8 protein-coding genes are annotated in these 12706 nt (G+C 56.3%); 7 read left to right on the top strand and 1 reads right to left on the bottom strand.

All coding sequences use genetic code 11. The features are described 5' to 3' along the window. The first annotated feature begins 77 nt into the window (after positions 1-77). The 7 genes from EBB_RS21110 to EBB_RS21140 all read left to right on the top strand — a co-directional run bounded on the left by EBB_RS21110 (position 78) and on the right by EBB_RS21140 (position 11104). Entirely contained in the window at positions 78-737 is a 660-nt protein-coding gene (locus EBB_RS21110; RefSeq protein WP_192395681.1) for a TetR/AcrR family transcriptional regulator, read from the top strand. Next, positions 734-2005: an MdtA/MuxA family multidrug efflux RND transporter periplasmic adaptor subunit gene (locus EBB_RS21115; RefSeq protein WP_192395682.1), complete on the top strand. Its 1272-nt coding sequence runs from the start codon at positions 734-736 to the stop codon at positions 2003-2005. Before EBB_RS21110 ends, EBB_RS21115 begins: the two co-directional genes overlap by 4 nt. A 3-nt stretch (positions 2006-2008) precedes the next feature. After that, positions 2009-5152 (top strand): MdtB/MuxB family multidrug efflux RND transporter permease subunit, encoded by a 3144-nt coding sequence (locus EBB_RS21120; RefSeq protein WP_192395683.1) that lies wholly within the window; start codon positions 2009-2011, stop codon positions 5150-5152. Continuing rightward, on the top strand, positions 5149-8274 hold the full coding sequence (locus tag EBB_RS21125; protein WP_192395684.1) for an efflux RND transporter permease subunit: 3126 nt from the start codon (positions 5149-5151) through the stop codon (positions 8272-8274). Before EBB_RS21120 ends, EBB_RS21125 begins: the two co-directional genes overlap by 4 nt. Before the next feature lie 10 nt (positions 8275-8284). Then, positions 8285-9766 carry an efflux transporter outer membrane subunit gene (locus EBB_RS21130; protein ID WP_192395685.1) on the top strand — a complete coding sequence of 494 codons (1482 nt, stop codon included), beginning with the start codon at positions 8285-8287 and terminating at the stop codon, positions 9764-9766. Between the two features lie 220 nt (positions 9767-9986). Next, a complete protein-coding gene (locus EBB_RS21135; protein WP_192395686.1) occupies positions 9987-10394 on the top strand; it encodes a hypothetical protein in 408 nt (135 codons plus the stop codon). After that, positions 10391-11104 carry a rhomboid family intramembrane serine protease gene (locus tag EBB_RS21140; protein WP_192395687.1) on the top strand — a complete coding sequence of 238 codons (714 nt, stop codon included), beginning with the start codon at positions 10391-10393 and terminating at the stop codon, positions 11102-11104. The genes EBB_RS21135 and EBB_RS21140 overlap by 4 nt, the downstream gene beginning before the upstream one ends. Before the next feature lie 180 nt (positions 11105-11284). Here the strand turns inward: EBB_RS21140 and EBB_RS21145 are convergent, their stop codons facing one another. Continuing rightward, positions 11285-12586, bottom strand: coding sequence for a porin (locus EBB_RS21145; protein WP_192395688.1), 1302 nt, complete (start codon positions 12584-12586; stop codon positions 11285-11287). Positions 12587-12706 lie beyond the last annotated feature (120 nt).

Below are 12706 nucleotides of genomic sequence, written 5' to 3' on the forward strand. Positions count from 1 at the left end.
GCATGTAGCGTGCTTTGTTAAATGCGTATTTGAATTAGCAATTTCACATTTATCCACTCATCGTTCCAGCACTACGCATGACTGACCTAAAAACCAAGTCGGAGAAAACTCGCGAGCGATTGTTGAATGCCGCCGGTCGCATCTTTGCCGAGAAAGGCTATCAGGACGCGACCATCGCCGAGATTTGCGAGCAGGCCCAAGCCAATATTGCCTCGGTAAATTATCACTTTGGCGACAAGCAAACCCTTTATCTGGAAGCCTGGCGCCATGCCTTCAACCATGAATTAGGCCAGCATCCACCCGACGGCGGCGTGCCCCGACAGGCGCCGGTCGAACAACGGCTGGCCGGGCGTATCAAATCGCTAATCCGCCGCCTGGCCGACGACGAATCCTATTCGTTTGCCATCATTCACAAGGAAATGGCGCAACCAACGCGCTTGCTGGCCGACATTCTGGAAAAGGAAATCAACCCGCAGCGTCAGCAAATGTTTGGCTTGCTACGCGAATGCCTGGGCCAGGACGCCAGCGAACAACAATTGCAATATTGCCACGCCAGCATCATGGGCCAATGCTTTCAATTGCTACGCCTGAAACAAATGCAACAAGCCCGGCCGCTGCGCACGCTCCCCAACGACATGAGCGACATCGGCGCCTTTGCCGAACATGTGGTGGACTTTTCGCTGGCCGGCATCCGCGCCATCCGTTCGCAAACCTTACCTAAACGTATCCAAGCATGAATCAACAAATTTCCGATTTACCTTCGTCGAGCAAGCGCCGGCCCTGGTTGTGGACCGGCACCCTACTGGCCGTGAGTCTGGCCGGCGCCGGCGTCTATTTTCAGCACAGCGAAGCCGCCCCGGATACTAAAGCGGAGCGCGGCGGCAGCAAGGGCCGGCGTTTTTTTGAACAACCCGATGCTCCTGCCGTCGTCGCTACCCAGTCCGCCAGCAGTGGCGATTTTCCGGTTTATCTGAACGCGCTCGGCACCGTCACCGCCTTGCGTACCGTCACTGTCAAACCGCGCGTGGACGGCGAATTGGTGAAAGTAGCGTTCAGCGAGGGGCAAATGGTCAAGGCCGGCGATTTGCTAGCGGAAATCGACCCGCGACCGTTTCAGGTGCAATTGCAACAGGCCCAAGGCCAGTTAACCAGGGATCAAGCCTTGTTGAAAAACGCCGAGCTGGATCATGCCCGTTACGAAACCTTGCTAGCTCAGGATTCCATCGCCGCCCAACAAACCGTCACCCAGGCGTCGCAGGTCAAGCAATATCAAGGCAACGTGGAAATGGATCAAGCCATGGTCGATAGCGCCAAACTGCAACTTGGCTACGCCAAACTGACCGCGCCGATTTCCGGTCGCACCGGCCTGCGGCAGATCGACCAGGGCAATATCGTCCACGCCAACGATGCCAACGGCCTGGTCGTCATCACCCAGTTACAACCGATTAGCGTGGTGTTCACGCTGCCCGAGGACAAATTGCCGGAGGTGGTGAAACGTTATCGCGAATGCCAGGCTATTAATATAGAGGCCTACGACAGAGGCGGCAAACTGAAACTCGCCGAAGGTAAACTCACCGCGCTGGACAATCAAATTGACCCGACTACCGGCACCATTAAATTGAAGGCGCAATTCGACAATCTCGAGCAAACCCTGTTCGCCAATCAATTTGTTAACGTGCGCATGCATCTGGATACCTTGCACGGCGTCACGCAGATACCCAGCAGCGCCTTGCAGCACGATACCCAAGGCGCATTTGTCTACGTGGTCGATGCCGAGAACATCGCCCATCTGCGCCGCGTCGAACCCGGCCCCAGCGAGGGAGAAAAGGTAGCTATCGAACATAATCTGGCCCCCGGCGAACAACTAATCCTCACCGGCATCGACCGGGTCAAAGACGGCGGCGTGGTGGATGTGGCCGAGAAGGACGGGCAAGCGGTCGCCGCCAAACCCGAGTTGCAACCCAAACCCAATGACGAATCCGGCAAACGCCGGCGCCGCGGATAAATCATGAGTCTCAGCGATCCGGGCAAGGCCGGTTTCAATCCTTCGCGCCTATTCATCCTGCGGCCGGTAGCCACCTCCTTGTTGATGGTGGCTTTATTGTTGGTGGGCATACTGGCTTATCGGCTATTGCCGGTCTCGGCGCTGCCGCAGGTCGATTATCCGACCATCCAGGTCACCACGCTGTATCCCGGCGCCAGCCCAGAAGTGATGACTTCCATCGTCACCGCGCCGCTGGAACGCCAGTTCGGGCAAATGCCCGGCTTGACGCAAATGAGTTCCACCAGCTCGGGCGGCGCGTCGGTGATTACCTTACAGTTTAATTTGCACTTGGACCTGGACGTTGCCGAACAAACCGTGCAAGCCGCGATCAACGCCGCCGCCAACTTTTTGCCCGACGATTTGCCGCAAGCGCCGGTTTACAGCAAGGTGAATCCAGCCGATACGCCGATCATGACGCTGGCGGTCAGCGCCAAATCGCTGCCCCTATTTAAGGTAGAAGATTTGGTCGATACCCGGCTGGCGCAAAAAATCGCTCAACTACCCGGCGTCGGCATGGTCAGCATCAGCGGCGGCCAACGGCCGGCGGTGCGCATCCAAGCCAACCACAAAGCGCTGGCCGCTTACGGCATTAGCCTGGAAGACCTGCGCAGCGCGATTGCCGCCGCCAACGTCAACCAACCCAAAGGCTCAATCAACGGCCCAACCCGCGCCGCGACGATAGACAGCAACGATCAATTGCGTTCACCGGCCGAATACCGTGAGTTGGTGGTTGCTTACAAAAACGCCGCGCCGGTCAAACTGGCTGATGTTGCGGAGGTGGTCGATGGCGCCGAAAACGTGCGCCTGGCCGCCTGGGCTAACGACAACGCGGCGGTCATCGTTAACATCCAGCGTCAGCCCGGCGCCAATGTCATCGAGGTGGTGGATAGGATTCAAGAATTGCTGCCCAAACTGCAAGCCTCGCTGCCGCCCGGCATAGAAGTCACGCCATTAACAGACCGCACCGTCACCATTCGCGCCTCGGTGCACGACGTGCAATTCGAGCTATTGTTGGCGGTAGCGCTGGTAGTGATGGTGATCTTCCTATTTTTGCGCAATATCCCGGCCACCATCATTCCTGGCATTGCCGTGCCGTTGTCTTTAGTGGGCACGTTTGCGGCAATGTATCTGGCCGATTTCAGCATCAACAATTTAACCCTGATGGCCTTGACCATCGCCACCGGCTTCGTAGTCGACGACGCCATCGTCGTCATCGAAAACATTTCCCGCCATATCGAACGCGGCGAAGCGCCGCTACAAGCCGCATTGAAAGGTTCGGCGCAGATCGGCTTTACCATTATCTCGCTGACTTTTTCACTGGTGGCGGTATTGATTCCACTGCTGTTCATGTCCGACGTGGTGGGCCGGCTGTTTCGGGAATTTGCGATTACGCTGGCGGTGGCGATCTTGATTTCAGCGGTGGTGTCCTTGACCGTGACGCCGATGATGTGCGCCAAACTGCTGCGCCCCGGCAGCGGTAACCCTAATGAAGACGAAATCGGCGACGACTGGTTCGGCCGTTTAATCAAGACCTACGGCCGCAGCCTGAATTGGGTAATGCAAAGGCAAACGGCGACCTTGCTGGTGTTTTTTGTGACTGTGGCATTGACCGCGGCGATGTATGTCTGGATACCGAAAGGCTTTTTCCCCAGCCAGGACACCGGCATCATTCAGGGCTTTTCCGAAGCTCCGCAAAACGTGTCGTTTCCGGCCATGGCCGAGCAACAGCAAAAACTGGCTAAGCTGATATTGGCAGATCCGGCCGTGGAAAACCTGTCCTCATTCATCGGGGTCGATGGCATCAACACCACGCCCAATAGCGGCCGATTTTTGATCAATTTAAAACCGCACGAGCAACGGCCGCCGGCTAACGCGATTATCGCCCGCTTGAAAACCCGTTTGGCCGCATCGCCGCCCGGCAGCGTGTTGTATTTGCAAGCGGTGCAGGATTTGACGATGGAAAACCGGGTCAGCCGCACCCAATACCAATTTACCCTGGAAGGCGCCGACATCGACGATTTGAACCGCTGGACCGGCAAGCTGGTAAACGCCTTGCAAGGCCGGCCGGAGTTTGCGGATGTGGTCAGCGACGTGCAGGACCATGGCCGCCAAGTGTTTGTGAAGATCGACCGCGCCACCGCCAGCCGGCTGGGGGTCAGCACTGCAGCGGTCGACAATGCTTTATACAGTGCTTATGGCCAGCGCCTAGTATCGACCATCTTCACCCAGGCCAATCAGTACCGGGTGGTATTGGAAGTAGATCCGACCGAGCAGACCGGTCCGCAAGCCTTGAACGAATTGCGTGTGCCCTCCAGCAACGGCACGCAAGTACCGTTGTCGGCCATCGCCGAATTGTCCGAGCGGCCCACCACGCTGGCGATCAGCCATCTGGATCAATTCCCGGTGACGACGGTGTCGTTCAATCTGGCGCCCGGTTATGCGCTGGGCGATGCGGTCGCCGCCGTCGATGCCGCCAAAACCGAGATCGAATTGCCGCTGGCTATCCGCAGCGAATACCAGGGCGCCGCGCAAGCCTTCAAGGCCTCGCTGGGCAATACGCTGTGGCTGATTCTGGCCGCCATCGTCACGGTCTATATCGTGCTGGGCGTGCTCTATGAAAGCTACATTCACCCTATCACGATCTTGTCCACCCTGCCCTCAGCCGGCGTCGGCGCGTTGCTGGCTTTGCAAGTCTCCGGCGGCGACCTGGGCATCATCGGCATCATCGGCATCATTTTGTTGATCGGCATCGTCAAGAAGAACGCGATCATGATGATCGACTTTGCGCTGGAAGCCGAACGCAAGGAACACCTGCCGCCCGAGCAAGCCATTTTTCAGGCTTGTTTGTTACGCTTTCGACCTATTCTGATGACCACCTTGGCGGCGCTATTGGGTGCCTTGCCGTTGATGCTGGGCAACGGCGTTGGCTCGGAGCTGCGCCATCCGCTGGGTATCACGATGGTCGGCGGCTTGCTACTTAGCCAATTGTTAACGCTGTACACCACGCCGGTAATTTATCTGGCCATGGACAGACTGGCACGCCGGGTTAACGCCGGCCTGGGATTGAATCAAGTCGAACCGGTGGAACAGGACCCAAGCCAGCCATGAACCTATCCGAATTATTCATCCGCCGCCCGGTCGCAACTACCTTATTGACGACAGCTATTGCCTTGTGCGGCGTGTTGGCGTTTTTGAATCTGCCTATCTCCTCGCTGCCGCAAGTGGACTTTCCGACCGTATCGGTGCAGGCGCAGATACCCGGCGCCAGCGCCGAGACGATGGCCGCGACGGTCGCCACGCCGCTGGAACGCGCGCTGGGCCGGATCGCCGGCGTTACGGAAATGACCTCCAGCAGCTCGCAAGGCTCGACACAGATAACGCTGCAATTTGATTTAAACCGCGACATCGACGGCGCCTGCCGCGACGTGCAGGCCGCGATCAACGCCGCCGCCAGCATGTTGCCCAGTAATATGCCCAACCGGCCCAGCTACCGGCGCGACAACCCGTCGGACTCGCCGATTCTGATCCTGGCGCTGACCTCGGACAGTTTCACGCGCGGCCAGATGTACGACTCGGCGTCGACGATTTTGCTGCAAAAAATTTCGCAAATCCCCGGCATCGGCCAGGTACAGATCGGCGGCGCGGCGCTGCCAGCGGTGCGTGTGGAACTGAATCCCAACGCGCTGAGTAAATACGGCATTGGCTTGGAAGACGTACGTAACACCATCGCCCAAACCAACGTCACCCGGCCCAAGGGCGTACTGGAAAGCGCCAACACCCGCTGGCAGATTCAAGCCAACGACCAGGCCCGTAAAGCAGAGGAATATCTGCCGTTAATTGTGGCTTATCGCAATGGCGCGCCGGTGACGATTGCCGATCTGGGCGAAGCGGTCGATTCGGTGGAGGATTTACGCAACACCGGTGCCAAAAATGGCAAGCCTTCGGTACTGCTGATCATCCGCAAGCAACCCTTGGCCAACGTCATTCAGACTGTCGATCAGGTGCTGGCCGTACTACCGCAATTGCGCGCAGCCTTGCCCAGCAATATCGAACTCTCGGTAGTGGTGGATAGATCCTTATCCATCCGCGCATCAATCACCGAAGTCGAACACGGCTTGTTCGTCGCCGTGTTGCTGGTGATTCTGGTGGTGCTGGTGTTCCTGCGCAATCCCCGCTCGGCGGCGGTGCCAATCGTCGCGGTACCGGCCTCCCTACTGGGGTCTTGCGCGGTGATTTATTTGTGCGGCTTTAGCATCAACAACCTGACTTTGATGGCTTTGACCATCGCCACTGGGTTTGTGGTGGACGATGCGATTGTGGTGGTGGAAAACACCAACCGGCATATCGAGGAAGGCGTACCACCGTTCCGTGCGGCGCTGTTGGCCGCCAAGGAAGTGGGCTTCACCGTATTGGCAATGAGCGCGTCGCTGGTGGCGGTATTCCTGCCGATTTTACTGATGGGCGGCGTTCCGGGCCGGTTGTTTCGGGAATTTGCGGTGACTTTGTCGGCGGCGGTACTGGTTTCTTTGCTGATTTCGTTGACTACCACCCCCATGCTGTGCGCGCGCTGGCTGGGCAAGGAATCCAAAGAGCATGGCGCCGTCTATCACGGCATCGGCGCAGCTTTCGATTGGATACAAAACATCTACCGGATCAGCCTGAGCTGGGCCTTGCGCCACGACCGCATCATGCTGACTTTGTTGCTGGCGACCATCGCTTTAAATATTTATTTATACGGCGCCATCGACAAAGGCTTTTTCCCGACCCAGGACGGCGGCCGCTTGCTGGGCGAAATTCAGACCGATCAAAACACTTCGTTCCAAACCCTGCAAAAACAGTTCGCGCAAATCTCGGACATATTACAAAAGGACCCGGCAGTCGCCAATGTCGCCGGTTTTGCCGGCAGTTCGCAAAGCAGCAACAGCGCGCGGATTTTCATCACGTTAATTCCGCACGAACAGCGCGACGGCGTCGAGGTGGTGATGGAACGCTTGCGCAAAGCTGCGGGCCGGGTTCCCGGCGCCAGTTTGCATATGTTTCCAGCCCAGGAGCTGCGGATTGGCGGACGCATGTCGTTTGGCATGCTGGATTACACTTTGCAGGCCGACGATCTTGATCTATTGCGGGAGTGGACGCCCAAGGTACAAGCCGCCTTGGCCCGGCTGCCGGAATTAAGCGACGTCAGCACAAGCCAACAGGACAAGGGCGAACAAATCGGCCTGACCGTCAACCGCGATCTGGCCGCGCGTTACTGCGTCAGCCAGGCCTTGATCGACAATAGCCTGAACAGCGCCTTCGGGCAGCGTCAGGTGTCGGTGATTTATAATCCGCTGAATCAATACCGGGTGGTGATGGAACTGGCGCCGCAATATTGGCAATCGCCGGATAGCCTGAAACAACTGTATATCAGCGCACCCGGCCGGGCGGGCACCGACGGCACACCGGCGCAGCCCAAGCAAGTACCGCTGTCGGCGCTGGCCGGCTTCGCGCCCAGCAATGCGCCGCTATCGGTGCATCATCAAGGCCAGTTTGCCGTGACCGAATTATCGTTTAATTTAAAACCCGGCATTTCGATGTCCACTGCTGATGCTGCAATAAACCAAGCGTTGCGTGACATCGGCCTGCCGGCTGCCATTACCGGCAGCTTTCAAGGCTCGGGCAAAGCATTTCAGGAAGCCTTGCGCAATCAGCCCTGGCTGGTTTTGGCCGCTCTGATCAGCATTTACATCGTGCTGGGTGTGCTGTATGAAAGCCTGATACATCCTTTGACGATACTATCCACCCTGCCCTCGGCCGGCGTCGGCGCCTTGCTGGCCTTGATGGCTTGCGACAAGGAGTTCAGCATCATTGCGCTGATCGGCGTAATTTTGCTGATCGGCATCGTCAAGAAAAATGCGATCATGATGATAGACTTTGCGCTGCTGGCCGAGCGCGAGCGCGAGCTGGATTCGCGGGAAGCGATCTTTCAAGCCTGCATGCTGCGCTTCCGGCCGATCCTGATGACCACGCTGGCCGCGCTGTTCGGCGCCCTGCCGTTGGCCTTGGGCAGCGGTTACGGCGCGGAATTGCGCCAGCCCTTGGGGATTTCCATCGTCGGCGGCCTGATTTTCAGCCAGCTTTTGACTTTGTACACTACACCGGTCGTTTATGTGTACCTCGACCGGTTCCGGCTGTGGATGCACAGCCGTTTTTCCAACCGCGCCGCCAGCCCGGCGCCACATTCCATCTAAACCGATAGTCATGCGTTTAAGAACAAGCCCAGCGTTGATTGCTTCCTTACTGACCTTGCCCTTGGCTGCCTGTACGGTAGGCCCGGATTACGTGCGCCCACAAGCCAATATCTCCGAGGAATTTAAAGAAGTGAAAGGCTGGAAACAAGCCCAGCCGCGCGATACCGGCTTGCCCGGCAAATGGTGGGAGATTTTCAACGATCCCAAACTGAACGAACTGGAAGAACAGGTGGCCGCCGCCAACCAGTCCATCGTCCAGGCCGAAGCGCAATACCGGCAAGCCCAGCATCTGGTGCAATCGGTGCAATCGTCCCTGCTGCCGGTGGCAACGCTGACCGGCACCTTCAACCGCTTCCGCGCCGCCACCGGCCAGAACGTGGCCGTGGGTGGCGTGCGCAACCTGTTTGGTCAGGCGGTTGGCGTGGCCTGGGAGCCGGATTTGTGGGGCAGCGTGCGCCGCCAAGTGGAAACCAACACCAGCAACGCCCAGGCCAGCGCCGCGACCTTGCACGCCTTGATACTATCCAGCCAATCGGCGTTGGCGGACAGTTACTTTCAAATGAAAACCCTGGACGCACAAAAAGCCTTATTGGATGAAACAGTGACGGCTTTTACAAAAACCCTGGAGATCACCAAAAACCGCTATGCGGTGGGTGTGGTGGCCAAGGCCGATGTGGTGCAGGCGGAAACGCAACTGGAAACCGTGCGCGCCCAGTCCATAGACCTGGGCGTGCAGCGCGCCAAGCTGGAACACGCTATCGCGGTGCTGATCGGCAAAACCCCTGCCGAGTTGTCGCTGGCGCCGGCACCTTTAAGCGCGCAACCGCCAGGCATTCCGGTCAGTCTGCCCTCTGAATTGCTGGAACGCCGACCGGACATCGCCGCCGCCGAACGGAAAATTGCCGCCGCTAATGCGCAAATCGGTGTCGCCAAAGCGGCTTACTACCCTACTTTGAATCTGGCCTCGACCAATGGTTTTCAATCGACGACTGCCGACACTTTATTCACGATTGCCAGACGTTATTGGTCTTTGGGGCCAGCCGGTTTAGCCTTAACTTTATTCGACGGCGGCGCCAAGAATGCCCAGTACAAGCAAGCGATAGACGCCTACGACGCCAGCGTGGCCGGCTACCGGCAAACCGTGCTGACCGGTTTTCAAGAGGTGGAAGACAACCTGGCCGCCTTGCGTATCCTGGATGAAGAAACCCAAGTGCAAGACAAAGCCGTCGCGGCTGCGAAACAGGCCTTGGCCCTGACCAACAATCAATATCAGGCCGGCACAGTCAGCTACATCAACGTGATAACGGCACAAACCGCTGCGCTGTCCAATCAACAAACCGCTGTGCAATTGCTCGGGCAGCGTTTGTCGGCCTCCGTGCTACTGGTCAAAGCGCTGGGCGGCGGCTGGAATGAAACCTTGGTTCCCACTGAAGATGAAGCCGATGGTGACCGCAAATGGACCGACTATTTGATTTTGCCGCTGGTGGATTAATGATTAACCCGGCCCTATTTAACACGGGTACTCGCTTCGGGCTAAGCTGTCGAAGCGGGGCGCATCCTGCGCCAAACGCCCGCCCATTCGTTGACACTCTTCGTGTTTGGACTACATTTATCGGCAGTTCGGTTTAGCCGTTAAGCTTTTTGCTACCGGCCGCGGCGATTATCAGTTGAATGAATGCCCATGTTTAAATAATTGACCAAAAGGAATCTTCATGAATAAAGAAGCGGCGAAGGAACATATTCTGAAAAATTTAATGCCGGGAGACTCTCTGGTCGGATTTTTCATCGCCCAGCAACCTTTCAAACTTTGGTTGTTTTTTATAATCGGCCCGCTCGCTGTGTTGAGCATGAAGCAGTACTTCATTGCCGTAACGCAAAAAGGCATCCATTTTCACCGCTTAAACTTATTGGGGAAATTTGCCAACGACGATTTTTTTGACTTCAATGAAATTGCCACCGTCAAAATCGGCAAGGGTATGCTACAAAGACCGATGAAATTTACATTTAAAAACGGCCGAAATATCTACATAAAAGCGCAACTGAAAGGCGTGGAAAAAGTAGCCAAGCTTGACGAAGCCACTCAAAAGCATATCGAACGCAATATTGCCGTCATCAAATGATATTGTTTTTTTTCGTAACGACAAGCTATACCGCGCTGCTGTTGTTTTACAGACCGTCACCGAGCAGCCTGAAAGACGCCCCGCTAACTTTCTTGGAAAACTTTAAGCAAATTAAGGCGGCGTTGTTTTCCGGTTTGTGGTTTTTTAGTATTTTTCTAGTGACCAGCGACTTTGGTTTTAATGAGGTCGATGAACAGCTTTATCGTTTATTGGCATTAAACAATATTACGGCAGCGGCGATTTTATGGCCGCTGCAAGCCATCACACATTTATTTATCCACATTAACTTTCCACATGTCCTGACCAATGTAGCCGGCTTGGGCATCGCTGCGGCTTACGAACGACAAGTCGGCTCTGGCCGATTTTTAATGGTGTTGCTGATAGGCGGCCTGTCCTCTATCCCTTCAATCCTGTTCTATGCCGAGCCCATCGCGATCTGCGGTTTTTCCGGCGGCGTATTCGGTCTGGCTGCCGCTTACTTCACCGACCAGGAAGGTCTGAGCATCAAAGAATGGCTGTATGCGGTACTGATCTGCAGCTTGTTTTTGGTGTGGTTGTCCTTCGGAAACAGCATAGAATCTAAGGCAAACGGCCAACTGCAATTTAAGATCGATTACTACGGTCATGCCCTGGGGGCGCTGGGGGCTATCGTTTACTGCCGTTTCAGACCCAGAAAAACGGCCGACAAGCCCAAGCTGGCAAACTATTAACCCGACTCTATGTATCACGGCTACACCGTTCGGGCTGAGCCCAGGCCGGCGTGCCCTTCGATAATGTCCTCAAGGGCCGGGTTAATCACTAGCTGGCTTTGAATGGCTTCCAATATTCGTCCTTAAACAACCGTCGTGGCATCGTTTGCTTAACTGTTGTTTGAAAAACGGCAACAGCCCCTAAAAAGTAACCACCACATCGGCACCAAAGATAAATTGGCTGTCCTTATTCCGTTCGTCGTAAGCATCAACACCTTCCGACCAGTCGTAACGCGCTTCCGGCCGCAGCATCAACCATTTCGCCGGCTTCCAGTTTACCCCTAGCGTCGCCGCATAATAATTGGCTGGCCCGGTCGCCAGTACCGCGCAACTGGGGCACATTTGGCCGACCCGAACGCCGTCATCATCCCTAAACCATTCGCCGCGCAGACCCACCCCCACCGTATCGGTGACGTCATATTTCATTTGCGAATGGATACCGTACCATTCGGCGTCGGCGAAATTATTCAGCGGGTGTTGTTGTTCGATGCCGTGGTCGTGTTGCAACACGTAATGCCAGCGCTCGGCAAAGTTATGTTGGAGAACCAGGCTGTAAAACGTGCGGTTGTCGCGCTTATTAATACCGGTCTGGCGCTGGAATTCGCGCAAATTGTTGTCGCTGTTGACGTCGCCGGTGATCATCGTCGCGGTGAACGAGGTTGCCGCGTCGTCGCTGGTCCAGGTCGCGCCGCCCAGAAAATTCCAGTTTTCCATGTTTTTGTCGAAACCGTCCCAGGCGCCGTTACCGTCGAGCACGCCGTTCAATTTGGTATGACCGCCGGTGACCGCACCCAGCGTCACGCTGAGATTTTGATGGACCGGATAGGTGGTGGTCATGCCGAAATGGGTAAATGGTTCGCCGTACTGGAAGGTATAAGGATGGGTGTAGAAGAAATTGTCCGGCGACAAACCGGTTTCGTAACCCATGATCGTGTAAAACCGGCCAATACGCGTGGTCAGGCCTTTGCCTATCGGCGTAAAAATATCCAGGTAAGCGTTCGGAATCGCCAGTTTGTAAAAACGTTCGTCGGAACCGATCAAGCGGTTATCCCAATGGCCGCCGCCGTAGGGATTGATGGTGTTGAAGCGGGCATCGCTGCCGTACATCAAGGTCAGCTTGCCGCCGACATCCCAATGGTCGCCGCCGGTATTGACGTCGCGGATCAACTCGCCGCCCAGTTGGTGCAGATTGAACTCGTTGGCGCGGTCGGCAAACACCACGGGGCCGTTGTAGCCGTCGCCGGGGTCATTGGCGTTGTAAACGATACCGGCATCGGCCCAACTGTGGACGCGCAAACCGGCAGCTTTCATCCAGGGCAAATCGTTGATCATCGATAAACCGTTCAATAAACCGGCCCGTTCCTCGGCCGGCAACGGCGACATCGCCAACAATAACGGTGCGGCATACAGCCATTCGCGGGTTCGGAAAGATGAGTGTGGCATGGTGTTCTCCTGTCGAAAAATGAATCGTCGAAGTTTTTCGGGCGCAAGCGCTCCCGCCAGCCGGAAAATCCGGCTTGAATGGTTGGGGTTAGGGAAATTTAAACGAGTAAAACCGTTGTT

The organism is Methylomonas fluvii, assembly GCF_014850975.1.
GTDB classification, from domain to species: Bacteria; Pseudomonadota; Gammaproteobacteria; order Methylococcales; family Methylomonadaceae; genus Methylomonas; species Methylomonas fluvii.

Bases quoted from the DNA above. Each gene is read 5' to 3' on its own strand.
- EBB_RS21115 (WP_192395682.1), top strand. From the start codon at position 734: ATGAATCAACAAATTTCCGATTTACCTTCGTCGAGCAAGCGCCGGCCC.
- EBB_RS21120 (WP_192395683.1), top strand. From the start codon at position 2,009: ATGAGTCTCAGCGATCCGGGCAAGGCCGGTTTCAATCCTTCGCGCCTA.
- EBB_RS21125 (WP_192395684.1), top strand. From the start codon at position 5,149: ATGAACCTATCCGAATTATTCATCCGCCGCCCGGTCGCAACTACCTTA.
- EBB_RS21110 (WP_192395681.1), top strand. From the start codon at position 78: ATGACTGACCTAAAAACCAAGTCGGAGAAAACTCGCGAGCGATTGTTG.
- EBB_RS21145 (WP_192395688.1), bottom strand. From the start codon at position 12,586: ATGCCACACTCATCTTTCCGAACCCGCGAATGGCTGTATGCCGCACCG.
- EBB_RS21140 (WP_192395687.1), top strand. From the start codon at position 10,391: ATGATATTGTTTTTTTTCGTAACGACAAGCTATACCGCGCTGCTGTTG.
- EBB_RS21135 (WP_192395686.1), top strand. From the start codon at position 9,987: ATGAATAAAGAAGCGGCGAAGGAACATATTCTGAAAAATTTAATGCCG.
- EBB_RS21130 (WP_192395685.1), top strand. From the start codon at position 8,285: ATGCGTTTAAGAACAAGCCCAGCGTTGATTGCTTCCTTACTGACCTTG.